A 20570-nucleotide genomic window follows, 5' to 3' on the forward strand; every position below is an offset into this window, starting at 1 on the left:
AGGAAACTAGTTTCCAAAATACCCCTACTTTACTAAAGATACCACCTGCCCCAGAATACCATAAGGAGCGATTCTATGAATTCAAAACTATCCGAAATTCAAGTTAGGCCCTATTCCCAGTTGCCGGAAATGAACCTGGGCTGGCTGTCTTTGAAAGATCACTTTATCGCCACTGTCGGCCCGTATTCTGGTCGTGGCGAACAACTGAGGAATCTGCTGGTTTTGGCGGATGCGAAAATCCAACCCAAATCCCGCTTCCCCGATCATCCCCACAATGACATGGAAATCCTGACCTGGGTGGTTCATGGCAAGCTTCAACATTTGGATGACAAAGGAACGAATCAGGAAGTTCCGGCAGAGCATCTGCAACTGATGAGTGCCCGAGACGGCATCTTTCATGCGGAAGGGAATCTCAGTGACCAACCTTTGCGTCTGCTTCAGATCTGGATCCATCCGAATGCCAAATCGGGAACGCCGGTGGTGCAGCAAGCAGGTCTTACCCAGAAAGGCTTCAACCTGTTGGCGGGACCTAGCGCTGCCCCACTGAATATCCGACAGGATGTGTGGTTGTATGCTGCAAAGATTGAAGGGGACGAACAGGTCTTTGATATTCCAGAAGACAAGTTCGCCTATGCGGTTTCCATTGGAAGTCTTAGCTGGAACGGCAGCGAGCTCCAAGATGGTGACGGCCTTCTTGCCAAAAGCGGAAAGCTATCCATCAAAGGCAAAGGACAAGCCATCGTCATTTTGCAGAACAGACAATGAAGACGCAGTGTCAGCTGACGACGGGTATTTGGATTTAAAAAAAGCTATTTCTGCTTTTTCTTCCATTCATCCGTCGGCAGACCTTCAAAACCCCAATCCTCGTCCGCAATTTCCTGGATGACGATATGAGTGTGTTCTGGCTTCTTACCCAGTACTTTTACAAGAGACTGAGTAATATCAGCGATAATTTGCGCTTTCTGCGCTTTGCTCAAAAACACCAGTTCAAATCTTGACGCTCCAGTTGCCAGGTCGTGTGATTTTGCTATGAAGAAAATGGATCTTCGCAAAGCATTCACTCTTATCGAGCCCGGCCCGGTGACGCTCGTGACCACAAGTGCCGGCGGCACCAATAATGTCATGACGATTTCATGGACGATGGTTGTGGATTTCACACCAAAATTCGCTATCACCACAGGCCCGTGGAACTTTTCCTATAAAGCGCTCACAAAGAACCGCGAGTGTGTCATTGCCATACCGACTGTTGATTTGCTGGATAAAGTGGTTGGCGTGGGCACTTGTTCTGGAAAAGACACTGACAAGTTTGATACATTTCGACTCACGCCCATTAAAGGAAAGTATGTTGAAGCTCCCCTGATCAAAGAATGTGTTGCCAACATTGAATGCAAAGTCGTCGACATCATCAAGAAGCACGACATCGTCGTGCTTGAGGGAGTTGCCGCTTACTTCGACACCTCCCGAAAGGAAAAGCGCACCCTGCATGCCGTGGGTGACGGCACCTTTGTCGTCGATGGCAGGACACTTGATCGAAAGAAACAGATGCGCTCAAAGCTTCTTGGCATCTTCTGAAAATGACCATCGAGGCCTTAGAAAAAGGCTCACTTCTTTCTTACGAATTTAAGCCTACGGAAAAGAAGCATGCGATTGTTCGCTGGCATTTCGAAGTCTTTCACGAACTCAAAACCATTCTTAAACATCGCCGCCAGCACATCTTCAAAGTTGCGAATGCCACTTTGCGGATCTCGTTCACGCAGGGACTTGTCGAACTCTTCATTGCTAGGGGTCGTGAACTTGCCGTTATAGTTGAACGGCCCGTAGATCAAAACCTTCCCGCTTTCTTCCAAGCGGCCTGCGATCAATTTGATAAAAGTCTTACACTCTTTCCAGGACATGATGTGGAAAGTATTGATCGTCAGAATCACATCGAAAGTGCGAATCGGGAAATCATCCTCCCCGACAACCATACGGAACGGGGTTTTGATATTCGGAATGCCAGCTTGCTTGATACGCTCACGAAGCATCGGCAGGTTTTCTGCCACTTCGGTCGGAGTCCAATCCATCCTTGGGAAGAAGGGCGCAAGGTAAACCGCGTGTTGTCCCGTGCCTGCGCCCACCTCGAGCAGGTTGTGGTCTTCGGTACGAATCACTTTCTTAAGAACTTCCAGAATGGGTTCTTTGTTACGGTCGGCAGCGGCGGAGAATGGTAGGTCCATGGGATTTTCCTTAAACAGAGCGTTATGCCTACTTAATCTCAAGGAAGGAAAAAATCAAGGGTTCATGCGCCTAACATTACCTCCACCAAATTTATAGTCTTGCAACACTATCTGACATGAAAGCTAGCTTCGTAGACAAGAACCATGTTCTCCTTATTTTTTTCCATTTCACCTAAAATTTCCATTCGTAGATTTATACTCCCATTCTCTTGATGGACGATAAACTGGGAATACTTCTCTCTTAAGAGAGTTGCCAGTGAACCACCAAATCCATTTCGAAGCATAGATATCTGAGTGAGGTCGGATGTGCCATATTTTAGTTTAATATATAATGAGTACGAAATCAGACCTGAATCATTAAGGATCTCAACAAACTTCATCAACTTGTTATCCACAAAGTCCTGTTCGTCCTTAATCTTTGCAATTATTAAGTTAATTTTTTGTTCGTGTGTTTTCTTCTTAAGATTTATCCAATTTGGCCGGTGACCGTCGCGCTTTTCATCTCCCCATTTACCCACATATGCATAAGGAATAGGTGTGTTTTCGACATGGTCCCAGTAAGTTTTAAATAGGTAAATCATTTCAGAGTATGACTTATTCTCTATTCTCCATTCCAAAAACCTTGAATAGAAATTCATAGCCTCTTCCTTAAGTAGACGACGGATATTTGCAAATAGTCTCTCTTCTGGAATTAGCTGAACAAAAACATCTGAAATCAAAAAGATAATATCTGAAACCTCTGACGCCTCAATACCAAGCTCGATCATTTCATTAATCTTCGCTTGCATTGTCTTTTCGTGCTTGAGTATATCTATTTCAGTTACATTATTTCTAAATGCGAGACGCCCAACGTCAGTAGTCGCATACGAAATATCATCTTTCTCTGTTATTCCAGGAGACAGATTCTCCAAAAAAGTTTCGACTTCCGCTTTTTGAGTCAATTTCTCGACGTCATTTGCTTTCTCCAGAAGCACATTTGACGGCTTATCCTTAAGCTCTCTATCTACCTTGAAAGATTCTGATATCCACTTATGTAAATTCGCACTCTCGCTAGTAAATTGTGACCCGATAACATACATTTCGGGGGCAAGCAGGCTCAAATCCTTGTTTGAATCCCGGAATACCTCACTAAAACGACAAATCCGCCCCGCCAAATTCCTAACCTGCGACGGCGCCAATAAACGACTACCTTTTTTGTTACTCAAAATGAAGATTTTCTCCGCCGGAATATTTACACCCTCCAGCAAAGTTGAATTCGTAACTATATGCTTGATATCTTGAAACTGAGAAAAAATATACTCAACAAAAAGTCTGACATTGTCCGGAACGGATCCGTGATGAAAGACAACTCCTTTCCGGAGTGCCTTAATAAGGGTATAGTCTTTATGTAAAAACTTTGCAATGTCGTTACATGCGGTCTCGATCTGTTCATTATACATTGGAGGCAATAAATCAATGAAACGCAAAGTAAACTTTTCAATATCAACTGGCCTATTAATATATACGATGTTCTTTTGGCCCGCTTTTTCTCGAATGAGTTCAGTATCCCGACCAAAGATTTTGTCTGATGCGGGATAATACTTATCCATAAATTGATCATAGAAGAAAAGCCGACGATTCTTTCGCGTATCACAAAGAAATATCTTTTCAGCCTTAACAAATTCTTTAATTCTTATCTCCTCAAGATCATAGTTCGCAAAATTCACCTTCAGATTCTTTACGCTATTTAAAAATGGCGTGAGGAAGTTAAGAGCGATACCCGTATTCCTCTTCACCATCAATATAATGGCCATTGCCAAAAATCTCTCACGATCGCCATCAACGAGAAGATTATGAGCTTCGTCGATAAATAAAGAATGGAACTTTACTTTTTCATCAGATTCCAACAGTTTTAACAACCGCTCTTGGGTCAAAATTGCAATAAATCCATTATCGTTCCTATTGTACATCTCATGGTGTGTGATGATCTTCTGAGATACTTCATACATTTCACTTCGCAACACTCTCTTCTTCGTCTGCGCAAGTAGAGCCAAGGTTGGAACCAAAATACAGATATTTTCGCCTGGCCTAAGAGAAGAAGTAATTAATTCAGATTTTCCGTAGGATGTCGGAGCTACTACCGCTACAGATCCAGCCCGATTTTTAAACTTTATATTCGATAAATTCTGTCCTCGAGTTAAATATCTGCCATCACTATTGTACGCCTCAGTTATAGCCTCTGAAAATTCATGGTAAAAGCCTTCTGATATAATAGTATCTTCTTTAGAAGACCTTTGAATTAACTTCAACACTGGATAATATCCGAGTCCCTGCGCAACCTTAAATAGAAGGCCAAAATCCTTCTGTTTCATAGCGTAAAACAAGGTCAGCCTATACCCAAACTGGCAAATTTCTTGCCTACTAGAGGACAGAAAAAGAAATGCTGATTGAAGAAGTTTCGCGAGGTCATCAGATGAGTTCATCTGATGTAATATGAATCTTCGATACAGCTTAGGAAAATCAGTTTCTCTAAGAACTCTTAAGGTAAGGGTACCCATTTTTCCTAACTCGCCTCTGTCTGTAAGAATTTAATTACTTTTTCAACCGTGGTTTTTTGAATTGCAAGAACAACCAAATTTTTAAAGATGTTTGCTTTTAAAATAGTGGCATGAAGCGCAACAATGCTTTCACTAATGACTGCAGGCGGAATACCTCCAAATATTGGAGCTGCCAGAATGACATTATGTTCTTTTGCATCCCCACCTGAAGCCTCCGCTTTCATATAGCCACCTTTCAGAATCGCCTCTAAAGCCCTCTTCTCATCAGATGGTTTATTAGCAATTGAAAATCCATTCAGGGCGTTTTGCCAGAGCGTTGTTCTTTTGCTTTTCAACTTACCAGCAATATCTCTTTTGGCAGCATGTAAGTGAGAAGTCGTCATGACGGTGATATCACCCTTGTTCCAGCTGCCAGATTTGGATTCCAAAAGCCAGATCTCCCCATCTCTTTTGTAGGTTCCATCAAAGCCCTTTTTTATGTTTGCCTCTTCCAAGTTAAAATAGATGCCCACAGAATCCATTCTCTGACATGTCATAGGCAGAACTAAGTGAATCAGCAGTTCGCCAATCATTCCGACCTTCATATCTTCTTCTTTATTACTAAGACGGGACAAGAACTCCCCAAGAGTTCTTTTATATGTATAGAATTCAGCCTCATCTTCAGCGCGTGATTTTCCATGACAAATTCTCACCAAACATTCTCTTAAAGAGTTTTCCAACTCCTCGGAAAACTCTTCAATTATGCAAACTACACAGTTATTCGATTCGTTTACTTTTAAGCCTTTAATAAATCGCCTCGCCTTTTCCAAGAGGCAGTTTATCAAACAACGGCATTATACATAGATATATGTTTATTTATAGACAAATGGCTTGCATAAGGTAGGCACAGAAATTCCACAGCGTGAAATAGTTCATTATTGAAAATATTAGCGAGATTTCTCGACAAAAAATGGTGGAGGCGGGGGGAATTGAACCCCCGTCCGCAAATGATCCACGATAAGGCGCTACATACTTAGTCAGTGTTTTAGATTGGTCCTCGGGCTTCCACAGACAAAATCCCTAAGACCTCTCCCCCAGTAAATTTAAGCATGTCTGCTGGAGAAAACCCAACACGCCGAGGTCCCTAAATGACGATCAATCCAAGTGCGGAACCACCACAAGGTTGATCGTGCTGCTTAATTAAGCTGCAAGTGCGTAATCGTTGCCAATTACAAAGTGCACGTTTTTAACGAGGTCCTCATGCGCCCCGGTATGCTCCTTATGCTTCAGCACCCACGTCGAAGCCAGTACGCCCCCATAGTGTGTGAACACATCGTCTTCATTGTCCCTTAATTTCGGGCAAATGAAAACCGGTTATCCTTCCCATTTGCACCCCTGTTTTCAACGATTAAATTTTTCGTGACGCAGGACTTTTGTCTTGCGTAGGTGGTGTCATCCTAACCAGATCCTAACGTTAGCAAGGGACAATTTACGCCAAACGGTTGAGATATCCACCATTTATGGGGCTATTCCACAGAGTTATCCACATTGTTGGCTGAAAAATGGGGCAAAACTGACACCAAAATTTAAGAATCTTAAATTTATCCGAGGGGCTGTCACGTTCAATGACAGCCCTTAGATTGTGCAGAATTAACGGAAAAGGTCAGCAGCGGACGCTGCCGTTGCGGCAAGAGAGCTCACATTGGAGCGTTCATTCTTCTGTTCTTTAGCGCTGACAGGGGCAGATACAGGACTCACAGGAGGAACCACCGGAGCAGCCTCAGCCATCATCACTGGCGCTTCCACAGGGGTCGTCTCCACGATCGGAGTTTCAACCTGGATGTCCAAAGCCGACTTCATCGCTGGTGCTTTCACCGCAGATTCAACCGCGTTGGTCACCGGAAACAGTTGGATGTTCAACTGGTAAACTCTTTCGCCCTTGTCCTTCATGCGCGCGATTGAGTTGTCCTTGTGCAGGGCTTTTCTCATCTGGCGCAGTTTGAATTTGATCTCTTCAAATTCAGACTTGGTCAAAGAAAGAGTCAACGTCCCGAACTCACGCTCGGTTGGTTGATCCTGATACAGGGATTCAAGGCCCAAGTACATCAGTTGGGATTGCAGCTTGCGAACCAAAGCCACCGGGATTTCCTCCGGGGATTCAGTCAGACTGCGGGCTTTTTTCAATTCACCTGTCACTTCGTCACGGCGAAGATCGCCCGAAGTAATCAGAGTGGTCAGCGCATTGTCGATTTCATCTTCAGAAGCCTTGCCACGCAGAAGCTTTTTCAGTGTCGCCGTATCGAAGGACACGCCGTCTTGATCGATCATTGCGTAAATGATCCACGCCACCCAGTTCGGAACTTTTTCCCAGGTCTTGCGATCGATTTCGCCGGATTTCAGTTTCCCCGCCACACGGTGTTCGCTCAATTTCTTGAGGTACATGTTGCGCTCAGCCGGATCCATCGCTTGCGTGAATTGCACCAACAGGCGGAATTCTTCGGTCTGATCTTTCATAAAGCCCAGGGCTTTACCGAACTTGCCGATCATGTCGTCGGAAAGATTTCTTTTTCCTTCGATGATCATTTTCAGGTAATTCGGGGATTTGATATTCGCAGCGGCAGAGAACACAGCATACGTGTATGCGCGCAAAGAGCCTTTGGAAGCCTTACGTTTATAAAGATAGAAGTCCGCCAAGAACTGGCGATAGTTCATGTAATCAGATAATACGGGCGGAACGAGCGAACCCATTGAAATTTCTTTGCCTTTGCTAAACTCTGGCTGGCGGTTTTGCATAGAAATGGTTCTCCTTTGCACTCAACTAGTTCACCTGATTTGAATCCTCAAAACAAGCGGATTTGGCGCAAAGATCCTTAACTTATTGCAAGGCATAAAAAAAGGGCCCCCTGTTGGAGCCCCTTTTCTTAGTCTAAGTTTTAAAACGTTCAGCAATTAGCGACGGGACAACTTCAAAGTCACCCCGCGAACATCCAAGTCCCCGCGAGTGTAAAGCACGATGCTGGATGCCGTCTGACCGATCACAGCATTTTGCGGCTGCACTGTCTGGCGGCGACCGTAACGATCCACTTGGATGGTTTGACCCTGGTTGAAGCCGTTGATCAAAAGATCCATCAACGCCACATTGTATACCGCATTCGCATCGATTTCGATCGCCTGGATTCTGTAACCACGGTAGCGGTTCATATCCAGGTACATGCCCAGATCCAAACGGTCATTCCCGTACAAACGACGGTTCACATACAACGGCACGTCGATTGTGCGCTCAGGACGACCTGGAGGATTGTATGAATCCTGCTCACGCAAGTTTACAGTGACGGATTCAAGCTGGGCATTGCCACGGATTTCTAGTTGCAAAGTGCGGATGTCTTCACCCAAAACCGCACGATACTGCGGGCGAAGCAAAACAGAACCTTGAGGAGAATAAACACTTTCCTCACGACGGCCATCAGTCAGCAAAATGACTTCCGTGTTGTAACCGCTGCTGCGGAATTCCGCTTCCACGGACTCCACAACATAACCACGGTAGTTTTCACCAATCCCCGCCAACTGGCGAAGGTGCAAGGTTTCATTGTTCACACGACGGTTCAAATAAATGACTTTACGTTCCTGACGGCCATAACCCCCGCCATTACCGAAGTCATCCCCCGGATAACCCGGAGCTGGTCCAAAATCACCGCCCGGTCCGAAATCACCTGGGAAGCCAGGGCCGACATCTGGAATGGGAGCTGGGCCCGGACGAGAACCACCCGGCACGATATAGGCTTCAGCAGCAGCGGCGAATAAAGTAATAGCGGCAAACGAAATTAAAAGGCTGTTTTTTAGAGTCATTATGTCCCCCAAGTGGTTAGAAAGTTCCCCCACCGACCCTTAAAGCAACCTGCGTACCAACCCTTTTGGAGGCCAAAATGACCCTGAAAAACGAAAAAAGGGCCACTGACCTTGGAGTATCAGTGACCCTCAACACATTAACCACCCTCGAAAGGGTTCTTTTAGGGACTATTTCAAGTTGTCATCAGTAAGATCAACGATAGGTTTGATCTTACGCATGAACGTGATCGCGAACTGATCTTGAGCATAAGTGGCGCGTTTTCTCATTTTCAAAGCCAAACGAACCTGACCCAAACCGTTGTTGGCGACAAGGCGAGCCTCACCGATCCAGTTAGCATAAGTCAGTTTGGTGTTGTTCAAAGAGATCAAATCCAAAGTGTCTTCCTGATCTTTCGCGATACGGGAAAGAGGAATGTTCACACCTGTACCCGCTTCAGGAGCCAGCAACGGACCGGCGAAAGCCAACAACTCGCTGTTGCCACCTTTCATCATAACTGTGAAACCGGAACGGCCGTTTACAACTTCGAAAGAGGACATTTTCACGGACTTCACTTTGTCTTGAGTGTTTTCATTCAAGTAAGTGTTTCTCATGAACTCACGCAGAACCAGATACTCTGGGTTGTCAGAGTAGTTGCCTGGAAGCTTGAAGAACAAGTCAGCAGAAGAATTTCTGAACACGATATTGATGATCGCAGAAGTGGGGCTTGTACCGATTTTCAAGCGAGCAAAAGTCGTTTCGCAACCGCCATCCAGGTCCACACATTTCACAGTGCCTTCCAAAGCGCGAGCGCCGGTGGAACGTTCGCCGTTACCAGCGCGCACAGATCTTACTGGTGTTGCAGAACCTTCGCCGGAAGAACCCGCGACGTTGTAGACTTTAACGTCATTACCTTCTTTGATTTTCAAAGTGATGATCACATCACCGGACAAACCATCCACAGACATTTTCGCAGACTGAACAGAAGCCGCTGCATCGTTATTCAAACGACGAGTGTCATAGCTGACTTTTTCGTTACGAGCTCTTAGATAGTTCAAAAGCTCATCGGTGGAAGAAGAAGTATAAACCAGACCGTCTTCAGTCACGCCACCAGTCATACGTTTTGTCAGGTTGTCACGATTAAGACTGTTGGGATCTTTCTCGTTATAGTCACCAGGAATCACATTCGTGCCTGGAGCCGGAGCGGGACGAGTGCCCACCACTGGCGGCGGAGTCGTTGGAACCGGAGCCGGTGGAGGTGTTGGATTGGAAGTCTGAGGCGCCTCGGGAGTTTTTGGCGGAGGAGGAGGCGTCGGAGTTGACGGCTGTTTACCCGGAAGTGGTTGAGGCTTAGAGCCCGCATTAGGATCTGCAGGGTCAGGAAGACCGCCACCCAATTTATCGTTGGTGTCGCTTGTCTTATTAGAGTCAGTTTGAGTCGCCTCTTTTTTAGGCTCACTGAATACGTCTTTTTTCTTACCACACGCAGTAAGAGACAAAGAAGCCAGCAAAGCGGCCGTAATGATTGTATGCTTGTGAAGCATTGGTAACATGAGAAACCTCCAAGTATTCTTTCTATAAACCAATTCAGAAAGGACCTTTAGCAAGGCTCGGGCCAGATTTCGTCACCCCTCATCAGGCCTTGTATTTCAATACAGATAGGTTTTAGACTGGCTTTTAGAAGGAATTACATGCCTGTACAACAATTCGGCGAGCTTCTGAGCGACCCTAAAAAACTGATTCGACATATTCTTAAAGTCACCCTGATCGCCCTGGCCCTGGCTGGTTTGGCCTTGGTCTTCGTGGATCAACAGGCTTCTTTGTATTTTGCTGAACAAGAAGTCAAAGGCCTGATCCGCGCCCCGGCCCGCATCCTGACGGACATCGCTTTGTCCGAGTACTATTTCGTGGGTTCTTTGCTGGTGTGGATTTTCTGCAAGTGGATCGGCCCGCGTCTCAGCTTCCTGCAAACACATCTGGACCGCGTGGATTACTATCGCCGCTGGGCTTTGAATTTCTTTGTGGCTTTGATCGTGGCTGGCGTGATCACGCACATTATTAAGTTCACAGTGGGCCGTCAGCGTCCACACAAGACACCGGATTTCGATCCCTACGTCTTTGATCATTTTACGACTCACTGGCACTGGCATTCGTTTTCTTCCGGCCATTCGCAGGTGATCTTCACGGTGGCAACCATGCTGAGCGTGGCCTTCCCGCGCTTTAAATGGTTCTGGATTCCGTTTGCGATGCTGATTTGTCTGACCCGTGTGGTGGTGCATGACCACTTTGTCAGCGATATTATCTTTGGTGCCTGTGTGGGTTATGTCGGCACTTTGCTGGCCCTGCAACTGATGCGCAAAAAAACCAGCAACGGCATTTACTAGCTAAGTCTCGGAAAGGAATTCCACCAGATACTGGGATTCCTTCATCGTCTTGACGATGTCCTTATAATTTTCAACGTACTTTTCGACCAGGCCCCAGAAATGACTGGAATGATTCATGTGCTGCAAATGGGCCAGTTCATGCACGATCACATAGTCGATGATCTCTTGGGTAAACACAATCAAACGCCAGTTCAAATTGATCACCTTACGCGAAGAACAACTGCCCCAGCGGGTCTTTTGTTCGCGGAATTTGACTTGTGACGGATGCAGGTTCATTTCTCCGGCCCAGAACTTCACGCGTTCGCTTAAGAAATCCACGGCTTCGCGTTTATAGAAGTGGCGGATTTCTTTGAGGGCGGTCGGATGCTCTTCAATCAGGGAATTGGCACTCCAGTCATTTCTTGGAATGTGAAGCAGCAGGTGTTCGTCGGTGATCGACACAAAAGTTTTTTTGTGAAGGGTGATGACGACTTTTAGTTTTCGTTCTTTACCTTTGAACGGGAAGTTTTCATAGGCTTTGATCTTTTTATCCGGAAATTTTTCGGCGATTTCCTGGAACTTTTCAAAGTTCTTTTCAATCCAGTCTTTCTTCGCCATCAGAAAATCAACGATGACCTTCTGAGGCGTGCTTTTCGCCGCAACAACCTTGATGGGTTTATTGGGATAAAGATAAATGGAAACCGAGCGACGAAAATTCCGTCGATGCACCTCTACAGGCCATTTTGCGAAGAGAAAAGTTTCTTTGCCGCTCATCAGTCAGAGAATGACTTAAGCCTTAAAAACTGGCAAGATCTGATAATGGATAAAAGCTCTTCTTTTTACAGTCTGGACCCCGAAAAAGTGCTGCTGGCAGCAGAACACGCGGGCTTTTATCCTACGGGCGAATTCACACAGCTGAATTCCTATGAAAACCGCGTTTTTGATATCAAGCTGGAACAGCCAAGCTTTCCCGGGGCCCAAAGCAACAACGTCATTGCCAAATTCTATCGCCCCCAGCGCTGGAGCAAAGACGCCATCCTGGAAGAACATGAATTTCTGCTGTCCCTGAAAGCCGAAGGCATCCCGGCCGTGGCACCCCTTTTACAGGGCCATGATTCGACCATTCAGGAAGTCGACGGCATGTACGTCGCTTTCTTCCCAAAGGTTCTGGGCCGTATGCCGCAGGAATTTTTATCCGGCGAACTTCATAAAGTCGGCCGCCTGATGGCACAAGTTCACAACGTGGGCGCCAGAAAGCCCGCCCCCCACCGCCCGACATTGGACACCAGCTATTATGGTGGCTGGGATACGTTGGACCATTTGCAGGACTGGATCACCCCGGAACTGCGGGAACGCTACAATATCGCGGCTGAAGATATTCTGTACGCGATTGATGATAGCTTTGATACGTCTGAATTTATCCGCATTCACGGCGACTGCCATAAAGGCAATTTACTGAATAACGGCAAAGAATTCTTCCTGGTCGACTTTGACGATTTCGTCAATGGCCCGGTTATTCAGGATTTCTGGATGCTGTTATCAGGTGACGAAGACAGTCTGGATGACGAGCGCACGCAGATCATTCAAGGCTATGAAGAACTGCGTGAATTCCCGGATCATCAGTGGTCCTGGATTCCGATGCTGCGAGGTTTGCGGATTATTTCCTATGCCGGATGGATTGCAAAACGCTGGACGGATCCAAGCTTCCCGCGCCTGTTCCCCGAATTTAACAAATACACCTATTGGGCGGAAGAAGTTGAAGCCCTGGAAAAAATCGCCTGGAAAATCGGATAAAAAAAAGACCCGCGTCACAGCGGGTCTTTTCATTTCAGCCATTCATATAGCGGAAGAATCAACGACGACGAAGTGCCGGGTTGATGGAATTTGACGGCAGAATGTCTTTTTCAGGACGCGCGCTCAAGTTTGTAACTCCCTTTTGCAGTCCCTTGCGTGGCAACCGCATTTTAGGCTGAGCCGTCGCACGGGAGTATTTTTCCTCACTGCCGCGGGCAAAGCTCATTTCATCAATAGTGGCTTCATTGCGTGCATGAGGAGTGGCCTTGCTGCTGGCGGATTTTCTTTTGGCAGTGCCACCGATGGCTTTAGACGCCCCGGCGCGACGAGTGCGAAGTTTTGGCTTATCCGCTTTCATTTTCGCACTGGCGGTTCTTTTCGCTTTAAGCGTGCGGGTTTTTGCTGCGGATTTAGGTTTGGCGGTTTTGCTGGCGGCGGCTTTTTTGCGCACACTGCGAACTTTAGTTCCACTCACTGCTTTTTTTGCGCTGGCGGACTTTCTGCGCGTTTTTTTTGAGCTGCCGACAGAACTAGCGCGAACGGCTTTTTTTCCACGTGAACTTTCTCTTACTTGTTCGTGTCTCATGATTGGCTCCTCGGTTGGTTCATGTTGTTGACTCTAGTTTAGAGAACTCTTTCCGAGTGACCTTAAAAAACAGGTCTGTGCTGTTATAAAACAAGAGCCGCTCTAGGCGGCTCTTGCAACGGGGATTCGGCTGTCTTACTGGCCCAAAGTAACTGTGCTCAGCTCGATAGTTTTTGTTCCCTTTTCACCCGTATGCACGACCTTCACCACGCCAAATGGTACATCCCCCCACCACATTGTTGTAGTTCCGTCGTCATCATCTTTATCAAGAACGTCATGTGTTTTCGTGAACTTACAAGTGCTGTATGTGCCCGCTGGTACAGTCACATCCTCCATCACCCCACCACGAGCCACGCACGTGGTGCTGATTTCAGTCCACTTGGCTGGAGTGTACATTTTTTTGGTGTACTTGGTTTCCATCTTTTCCCACTTGCCCACCATAAACCACGATTTTACCAGCCACTTCATTGTGGTCGGATCCTGTTCCAGAATCTCTTTGGATCCTTTGGCGTCAGTGGATGTGCCGTCTGTGCCCACCACGGTGCCCGTCCATTCGACCTTATCCCCGACCATTGGGTAAGCGATCGCATAGTTTGCTGCCAGGAACACGATACCGGCAAGAATGTTTCTTGCTTTCATAAAGACCTCCTCGTCTTGGTTTGGTTTGAATTTGGAAGCCTAGGTTGAACTGAAGAAAAAGTTCGGTCGTCTTTTTTCTGGGATAGCTGCAACCTTACACCCACCAAGACCCGCAACCCACAAGAGGAAGGCAATCTGCATGTGATTGATCAGTTAAGAAATGAAAAAAGCCAGGTCGTGACGCCTGGCTTTTGTTAATTGAACGATATCTGTTTTCTACTATTTATGGTTGATGAACCAGTTGGTGATCAGCTCGGGAGCTTCTTCCAGCCACTCGTGCCGGGCCCAAGGGCTGACGAACATCTCGGTTTCCACACCCTGACTCTTTAAAACCTCGTGATACGGATACATCGTGCGCACCGGAACCACCGGATCCAATCGGCCGTGCAGGAAAATTGTTGGCGGATGATTCTCCGGAACCTGCGCCGGAACAAAACACATCGGCCCTCCACAATCAGCATAAGACGCCGAGTGAACCGCAAGGGCTTTAAACACCCCTGGGAAGGCCACCGCCATACGGCTGGAATGATATCCACCGCTGGAGATCCCTGTGGCATACAGACGATCCATGTTCAGCTTCCCGAATTCCCCATTCCCCATGGCTGCTAAAAGCTCTTCCACGAAATAGCGATCTTCAGAAGTGTCATAATCAATTCCCACGATATTCGTCATCCAGGCCACACCTTCAATCGCCGGCGGAGCAATCACCGCAAAGCCGGAATCAAGCAGCGTCTGGATCAGACGAATTTCGTTATATCCGCCAGCAATCATCAGACTGCTGCGGGAAAACTCCACCGGAAAAAGACTGCCCTGATACAAAATGACCGTTGGCCATCCCGCTTTCGGTGTCTTTCCTTTGGGCAGGGAGTACTTCACGTGACGGGTTAAATGAGGACCGGAAACAAGCTTTTCCAAATAAGGGCACGTCAGGCGATCCACAAGTCCCGTGACTTCACAGTTGGATACCTTCTTTGCCGCTTGAGCCGACAGACTCATCGCCACAGCACCAAAGACACCTGCTAAAAGTTTTTTCATCCGGGACTCCTTTGTCCAAACTCAAACCCGAGGCCACTATAAAGGCACCGGCCTTAGTTTGTCCCCTGAATCAGTTGACGGTTTTCCAAGTCTTTTGTCAAAAAGACCCTTTCAGCCGCGACTCAGAAGCCCCGAAATACCACTTTGTCGTGGGATATTTCCTTCAGCAGACTAGTGGCAGAACCACTTTGTGCCTTTTCCTGTCAGTTCTGTGCCTTGAACCTGCAAAGTCTTCAAAGTCATGGCTACAAAGGATTGCAATGCCTGTGGCGGCTTTTGTTCCAAAATCATCAGGAACTCAAGGCCGTTGCTGTTGGCAACATTCAAAACCAGCTGTTGATCATTGTAGTTGTTCACGCTGCCGGTTTTTCCTGGCTCGTCGCTGGACCCTTCGTTCGTGTATTGGACTTCGCTGCCGCAGTTACGGCTAGGGCATTTGCCGGCAATCCAGGTTGAAAGATCGTAAGTCACTTTTCCCTGATCATCGAAAGTTACAGACAGTTTCTGCGCTTTGCTGCCCGTGGCAGAGTCCGCTTCATTCGTGCAGGTGATCTGCTTCGGAAATGAACACTGATAGCTGCTGGCGCGATCAAGGAAGCAATCCGCCTGCGCCGCTGTGGTGGAAAGAATCAAACCGGAAAGAACCATCAAAGACTTTAATTTCATTACAACCTCCTACGTTGTTGGAGGCGAAATTATTTTCAAACAAAGTATTTGTATAATTCATATATTTCATTTTACTATGATTTTAAATGAGTTTACTGAGCCCTTCCCTTGAAGCTTTCTGGGCCGTCGTCCAAAAGGGCACGGTCCTGGAAGCTGCTAAAATGGTAAATCTCACCCAGACAGGGGTGACCCAACGAATCCGGAGCTTGGAAAAGCAACTGGCCGTGACGCTGTTCACCCGCTCCCGTAAAGGCATGCGTCTGACCCAGGAAGGGGAATCCCTTCTGCGCTATGTCCAAGCGGCCCGCGATCTCGAAGGGGACACCCTGTCTAAAATTTCCGGCAAAAAAGAATCCAGCTTCTTTGAGGTCTGCATCAGTGGCACCTCCACGCTGATGCGTTCGCGGATTATTCCTAAAGCCAGCTTGGTGATGAAAAAGAATCCGAAACTGCGCGTGCGTTTTGATATCACCGACACCGACAGTGTTTTGGGAAAACTAAAAACCGGTTTTGCGCAGATTGGGGCTTTGCCTGCCAGTCAAGTGGGGCTCGAACTGGATTCCAAGACGCTCGCGCCGGAACGATATGTTCTCGTCGGGACTTCCGCGTGGAAGAAAAGAAAGCTCGATGATATTTTAGCCAACGAGCCGATTATTGATTTTGATCCGCAGGACACTGTGACCTTGGATCTTTTAAAGAAATACAAACTTGCCGGCAAAGCGCAGAAACTGCGTAACTATGCCAACAACATCGATGCGCTGACGTATATGCTGCAACAGGGACTGGGTTATTCGACTCTGACAGAAGAATTCGCACGGCCTTATATTAAAGATGGCAGTCTTTGTCTTTTGGCCAATGATTTGCATTTGGATTATTCCGTTGCATTGGCATGGTATCCGCGCACCGAAATGCCACCGTACTTCAAACAACTCGTCGAATCTTTGACAAAGAAAATTTAGAAAAACAAAATCATTCGCGACTTAAGTTCCAAGTTGGAACTGGGTAGGCGCACTTCTGGTGCGCCTAAGTAGACGAACTGAATTATTTCATAAATTTCAGTTTACTTTTTAAGCAACATTGGAGATATTGGCTTCACTCTATTGAAAGGAGGCCATCAATGAATTTGATGAACATTAAAAAATCCAATCACCAAGGATCCGCAGTCATCGGGATGGCCTCTGATATCCAATCATAGGTACTCAGATTCAATCCCACGACAATTGAACTGCTATTCTAAGAATTAAAGCGCTTTGCTGCGTCTGATTCTTGGTTCTTAACCCAAAACAATTTTATTTTTTCAGTCCCTCAGGCGCGTTCGCATGGGGCGATTTCGTCTGACGGTCTGAAATTTCAACTCTTGCATTCGCACGGTCAAAACGGCCTTTTGCCACCGCGCTTTGCAAGCATCATTAATCCTGAGGAGGAAGCTATGAACGCTCTAATGCGTAAAAAGAAAGAATGGGAATTCCAAAACGAACGATACTTTATGAGTCTCGTCGAAACCTCAGCTGATGTTTCTGTTGAAAGCGTGAAAAAGGCCGGTCAAGTAACAAGCTTCCTTCTGTACCTCGCGTACAAATCCACAAGGATGATGCTTGCATTGGCGTCTTGGACGATCAATGGACCGAAACTCGTGCGCTATTCAAATCCAGAAAAGTCTTTCGAGACCTTGGAAACAGAAATCAAGCTGCTGGAAACCCGCTTACAAAATCCATTCAGCCTGCAAAGGTAATTGGGGGAAGGGCTTAAACGCCCTTCTTGCCCAATTCGTAAGCTTTTTTAAGGAAGGCCTCAATCTGTGGGGCCTTTCTGTTTTTCACTTCATCAAACTGTGTGACCTTGACCGGTTTCACACCGCAAAATTCCAACACGGTGGTTTTCATCATATGAATCGCCGGATTGCGGTTCACAAATTTATTCCACCACCACGGGGCATCCGTCGTAATGATCAATCTGCCCGTGCGACCTTTCAACAAACGATCCCAGAACGGATCGTTCTTATGATATTTAAATGCAAAACCCGGAAGCAGCACGCGATCCAGGAGGCCTTTTAATAAAGCTGGCACCGTTCCCCACCAGATGGGGTAAACGATCACGATGTGTTCAGAACACAGGATGTCTTTTTGAATTTGCACAAGATCTGGTTCTAGTTCCTGAATCTGCAAATAGCCTTTGTGCAAGATCGGATCAAACTGCAAACGCGACAGATGCACAAGCTTCACGTCAAAGCCTGATTCTTTTGCTCCATCAAAGTATTTCTGCGCCAAAGATCCGCAAAGGGCCGTCTCGTTCGGGTGACCATTCAGAATAAGAATCTTTTTCATGCAATACCTCCCACATACAAAGCGGCAATGAATGCGACTTGCACCAGGCCCCGCTGCAGCACGGACAATTGTTTGGCGCCCCTGAAGCGGATGTCGTGTTTGGCGGCGTAATAGTTAGCCGGGAAGACCAGAATCAAAAACACGATCAATGCTTTTGCGGCAAACGGGCGCGTGACGGGATCTGCCAGATCCACAGCGCCCAGAATTTCCAGCGCCCCGGTCACATAGACCAATAGCATTTTGGCCGGGAACACCGGCGGGATCATTTTCACAAATTCATGGCGAAGCGGCGTAAAGTGGCTGACCCCGGCAAAGAAAAAGACCTGAATCATGATCCACAGCGCGACCTCATTCCAGGTGGCCAGCAATCCAACAGCCCTGGCTGTCAGCGCCAACAAAGAAAACACGATCAACATACGGTAAAAGGCATTGAGCTTTTTCATGTTTACAATGTTAACATTAATGTGACCATTGTAAACATAGAAAAGGAGTGCTAGTCTTTATTTCATGGCTAAGACATATCACCATGGTGACCTTAAAACGGCCGCCATTAAAAAGACGGTTGAAATCATTCAAAAAAAGGGCGAAGCCGATTTTACATTGCGTGAAATTGCCGAAAGCCTCAAAGTGAGCCACACCGCCGTTTATCGCCATTTTAAATCCAAGCAGGATCTGCTTTCGCATATTGCCGAAGAGGGCTTCAACAACCTTATCACCGCCTTTGAAAAGTCCACCCTGGGGCTTCGCAGCCCCCGTCAACGTCTAACGGCTTTAGGAAGAACCTATATTGAATTTGCCTTAAGCCATTCCGGCCACTACCGGGCGATGTTTCATCAGGAACTTCGTTGCGCCAAGGACCAGCGGGCCGAACTTGAGTCCGCGGGCTACAAAGCCTTTGCCATGTTGGCAGAGTGCCTGCACGACGGAATGAAGAGCCAAGTATTTAAAAAATCCAATCCCGAAGAGGCCGGCCGGTCGGTTTGGTCAGGCATTCATGGTTTTTCGGTATTGATGATCGACGGACAGTTTCAAAGCCTGACCAACAAAACCGCTTTAAACGAAGCTATCGACGGCCATCTGGCCTTTTTGGAGCGAGCTCTTTTGAAATAGAAAGGCGCCTCACAGTCAGGCTTTAATCCCTTGTTTTAGTTTTTGAACTCTTTTGAGATTTCAATACTTTGCGTTAATAGCGCTTTCGCTTCAGTTTTCTGGCTTAAACAGACTTTCAGACGCTGTCCCAAGGTTTTGATGCCCTGTTTTTCTTTGTCATCGCGGCAGGGGCATTCTATATTTTCAGGGCTTCAATAATCCAATCACAAAGGACACCGACTTATGAAAAAAATCAAAGTTGCCAATCCCGTCGTTGAGCTCGACGGCGATGAAATGACAAGAATCATCTGGAAATTCATCAAACAACAATTGATCCTTCCTTACCTTGATATCGACATTAAGTACTACGACTTGGGCATGGAGCATCGTGATGCTACCAACGACCAAGTGACTGTTGACGCTGCTGAAGCGATCAAAAAATACAACGTGGGTATCAAATGCGCGACGATCACTCCGGACGAAGCTCGCGTGACTGAATTCAACCTGAAACAAATGTGGAAGTCCCCGAACGGCACTATCCGTAACATTTTGGATGGCACTGTATTCCGTGAACCCATCATCTGCAAAAACGTTCCTCGCCTGGTTCCTAACTGGACAGCACCTATCTGCATCGGTCGTCACGCTTTCGGTGACCAATACCGTGCAACTGACTTCGTAACCAAAGGCAAAGGCAAGCTGACTGTGACTTTCCAACCTGAAAACGGTGGCGAAACGATCACTCACGAAGTTTACAACTTCAAAGGCGATGGCGTTGCTTTGACTATGTACAACACTGACGAATCCATCACTGGTTTCGCACGTTCTTGCTTCAACCAGGCGTTGACCAAGAAATGGCCGTTGTACCTTTCCACTAAAAACACCATCCTTAAAAAATACGATGGTCGCTTCAAAGACATCTTCGAAGAGATCTACCAAAAAGAATTCAAAGCGAAGTTCGATGCTGCTGGCATCACTTACGAGCACCGCCTGATCGACGACATGGTTGCTTCCGCATTGAAATGGAATGGTAACTTCGTATGGGCATGTAAGAACTACGACGGCGACGTTCAGTCCGATACAGTAGCTCAAGGTTTCGGTTCTTTGGGTCTGATGACTTCCGTACTGGTAACTCCAGACGGCAAGACAATGGAATCAGAAGCGGCACACGGTACTGTGACTCGTCACTACCGTCAGCACCAGCAAGGCAAGCCAACTTCCACGAACCCGATCGCTTCCATCTTTGCATGGACTCGCGGTCTTGAGCACCGTGGTAACCTGGATAACAATCCAGAGTTGGTGAAATTCGCCCAGACTTTGGAAAAAGTCTGCGTAGAAACTGTTGAAGCTGGCTTCATGACCAAAGACCTTGCAGTTTGCATCTATGGCGACAAAGTTCCAGCTGACAAATACATGAACACTGAGCCGTTCCTGGCGAAGTTGGACGAGAACTTGAAAAAAGCTCTTTCCATGTAATTGATTTGTCCTAAAGACAAAATGAAAGAGGAGCCCCGCAAGGCTC

Annotated in this window: 22 protein-coding genes and 1 other RNA gene; 8 read left to right on the top strand and 15 right to left on the bottom strand. The window is 46.8% G+C overall.

Features of this window, described 5'->3' with window-relative positions; translation table 11 throughout:
- Positions 1-75 precede the first annotated feature (75 nt).
- Complete coding sequence (locus tag BDT_RS17950) at positions 76-765, top strand: pirin family protein (protein WP_015092667.1); 690 nt, start codon at positions 76-78, stop codon at positions 763-765.
- Positions 766-809: 44 nt separating this feature from the next.
- On the opposite strand, the gene BDT_RS17955 is transcribed toward BDT_RS17950, so the two are convergent.
- Entirely contained in the window at positions 810-983 is a 174-nt protein-coding gene (locus BDT_RS17955) for a tautomerase family protein (RefSeq protein ID WP_015092668.1), read from the bottom strand.
- Between the two features lie 46 nt (positions 984-1029).
- On the opposite strand from BDT_RS17955, the gene BDT_RS17960 reads away from it, so the two are divergent.
- Positions 1030-1572: a flavin reductase family protein gene (locus BDT_RS17960; RefSeq protein WP_015092669.1), complete on the top strand. Its 543-nt coding sequence runs from the start codon at positions 1030-1032 to the stop codon at positions 1570-1572.
- 29 nt (positions 1573-1601) lie between these two features.
- Here the strand turns inward: BDT_RS17960 and BDT_RS17965 are convergent, their stop codons facing one another.
- The 7 genes from BDT_RS17965 to BDT_RS17990 all read right to left on the bottom strand — a co-directional run bounded on the left by BDT_RS17965 (position 1602) and on the right by BDT_RS17990 (position 10108).
- Positions 1602-2216, bottom strand: a complete 615-nt coding sequence (locus BDT_RS17965; protein ID WP_015092670.1) for a DUF938 domain-containing protein — start codon at positions 2214-2216, stop codon at positions 1602-1604.
- A 107-nt stretch (positions 2217-2323) separates the two neighbouring features.
- A complete protein-coding gene (locus BDT_RS17970) occupies positions 2324-4567 on the bottom strand; it encodes a DEAD/DEAH box helicase (protein ID WP_158320252.1) in 2244 nt (747 codons plus the stop codon).
- 191 nt (positions 4568-4758) lie between these two features.
- On the bottom strand, positions 4759-5472 hold the full coding sequence (locus BDT_RS19000) for a hypothetical protein (protein ID WP_158320253.1): 714 nt from the start codon (positions 5470-5472) through the stop codon (positions 4759-4761).
- A gap of 231 nt (positions 5473-5703) precedes the next feature.
- Positions 5704-6049, bottom strand: a transfer-messenger RNA (tmRNA) gene (gene ssrA / locus BDT_RS19120).
- 333 nt (positions 6050-6382) lie between these two features.
- Positions 6383-7525: a DUF4423 domain-containing protein gene (locus BDT_RS17980; RefSeq protein ID WP_015092673.1), complete on the bottom strand. Its 1143-nt coding sequence runs from the start codon at positions 7523-7525 to the stop codon at positions 6383-6385.
- A gap of 156 nt (positions 7526-7681) precedes the next feature.
- Positions 7682-8578: a hypothetical protein gene (locus tag BDT_RS17985; RefSeq protein ID WP_015092674.1), complete on the bottom strand. Its 897-nt coding sequence runs from the start codon at positions 8576-8578 to the stop codon at positions 7682-7684.
- Between the two features lie 168 nt (positions 8579-8746).
- A complete protein-coding gene (locus tag BDT_RS17990; protein WP_235046194.1) occupies positions 8747-10108 on the bottom strand; it encodes a hypothetical protein in 1362 nt (453 codons plus the stop codon).
- A gap of 138 nt (positions 10109-10246) precedes the next feature.
- On the opposite strand from BDT_RS17990, the gene BDT_RS17995 reads away from it, so the two are divergent.
- Entirely contained in the window at positions 10247-10939 is a 693-nt protein-coding gene (locus BDT_RS17995) for a phosphatase PAP2 family protein (RefSeq protein WP_015092676.1), read from the top strand.
- Here the strand turns inward: BDT_RS17995 and BDT_RS18000 are convergent, their stop codons facing one another.
- Positions 10940-11647, bottom strand: coding sequence for a YgjP family zinc-dependent metalloprotease (locus tag BDT_RS18000; RefSeq protein ID WP_015092677.1), 708 nt, complete (start codon positions 11645-11647; stop codon positions 10940-10942).
- Positions 11648-11737: 90 nt separating this feature from the next.
- Between BDT_RS18000 and BDT_RS18005 the strand changes: the two genes are divergently transcribed.
- Positions 11738-12712 carry a serine/threonine protein kinase gene (locus tag BDT_RS18005; protein ID WP_015092678.1) on the top strand — a complete coding sequence of 325 codons (975 nt, stop codon included), beginning with the start codon at positions 11738-11740 and terminating at the stop codon, positions 12710-12712.
- A 58-nt stretch (positions 12713-12770) separates the two neighbouring features.
- On the opposite strand, the gene BDT_RS19005 is transcribed toward BDT_RS18005, so the two are convergent.
- The 4 genes from BDT_RS19005 to BDT_RS18025 form a co-directional block, all read right to left on the bottom strand.
- Complete coding sequence (locus tag BDT_RS19005; protein WP_051026338.1) at positions 12771-13298, bottom strand: hypothetical protein; 528 nt, start codon at positions 13296-13298, stop codon at positions 12771-12773.
- Between the two features lie 135 nt (positions 13299-13433).
- Positions 13434-13937 carry a hypothetical protein gene (locus BDT_RS18015; RefSeq protein WP_015092680.1) on the bottom strand — a complete coding sequence of 168 codons (504 nt, stop codon included), beginning with the start codon at positions 13935-13937 and terminating at the stop codon, positions 13434-13436.
- A gap of 219 nt (positions 13938-14156) precedes the next feature.
- Positions 14157-14972: an extracellular medium-chain-length polyhydroxyalkanoate depolymerase gene (locus BDT_RS18020; protein ID WP_015092681.1), complete on the bottom strand. Its 816-nt coding sequence runs from the start codon at positions 14970-14972 to the stop codon at positions 14157-14159.
- Between the two features lie 171 nt (positions 14973-15143).
- Positions 15144-15638 carry a hypothetical protein gene (locus tag BDT_RS18025; protein ID WP_015092682.1) on the bottom strand — a complete coding sequence of 165 codons (495 nt, stop codon included), beginning with the start codon at positions 15636-15638 and terminating at the stop codon, positions 15144-15146.
- Positions 15639-15724: 86 nt separating this feature from the next.
- On the opposite strand from BDT_RS18025, the gene BDT_RS18030 reads away from it, so the two are divergent.
- Both BDT_RS18030 and BDT_RS18035 read left to right on the top strand, forming a co-directional pair.
- The gene (locus BDT_RS18030) at positions 15725-16597 is read left to right on the top strand and encodes a LysR family transcriptional regulator (RefSeq protein WP_041578093.1); all 873 of its coding nucleotides are present in this window, start codon (positions 15725-15727) and stop codon (positions 16595-16597) included.
- Positions 16598-17067: 470 nt separating this feature from the next.
- Positions 17068-17370 (top strand): hypothetical protein, encoded by a 303-nt coding sequence (locus BDT_RS18035; protein ID WP_038450245.1) that lies wholly within the window; start codon positions 17068-17070, stop codon positions 17368-17370.
- 13 nt (positions 17371-17383) lie between these two features.
- On the opposite strand, the gene BDT_RS18040 is transcribed toward BDT_RS18035, so the two are convergent.
- Positions 17384-17962, bottom strand: a complete 579-nt coding sequence (locus tag BDT_RS18040; protein WP_015092686.1) for an NAD(P)H-dependent oxidoreductase — start codon at positions 17960-17962, stop codon at positions 17384-17386.
- Entirely contained in the window at positions 17959-18405 is a 447-nt protein-coding gene (locus BDT_RS18045) for a DoxX family protein (RefSeq protein ID WP_015092687.1), read from the bottom strand. Before BDT_RS18045 ends, BDT_RS18040 begins: the two co-directional genes overlap by 4 nt.
- Before the next feature lie 64 nt (positions 18406-18469).
- Here BDT_RS18045 and BDT_RS18050 point away from each other — a divergent pair, with 64 nt between their 5' ends.
- The gene (locus tag BDT_RS18050; protein ID WP_015092688.1) at positions 18470-19072 is read left to right on the top strand and encodes a TetR/AcrR family transcriptional regulator; all 603 of its coding nucleotides are present in this window, start codon (positions 18470-18472) and stop codon (positions 19070-19072) included.
- A gap of 222 nt (positions 19073-19294) precedes the next feature.
- Positions 19295-20524: an NADP-dependent isocitrate dehydrogenase gene (locus tag BDT_RS18055; RefSeq protein ID WP_015092690.1), complete on the top strand. Its 1230-nt coding sequence runs from the start codon at positions 19295-19297 to the stop codon at positions 20522-20524.
- Positions 20525-20570: the final 46 nt, after the last annotated feature.

This window comes from Bdellovibrio bacteriovorus str. Tiberius, from assembly GCF_000317895.1.
Classification (GTDB): Bacteria; Bdellovibrionota; Bdellovibrionia; order Bdellovibrionales; family Bdellovibrionaceae; genus Bdellovibrio; species Bdellovibrio bacteriovorus_F.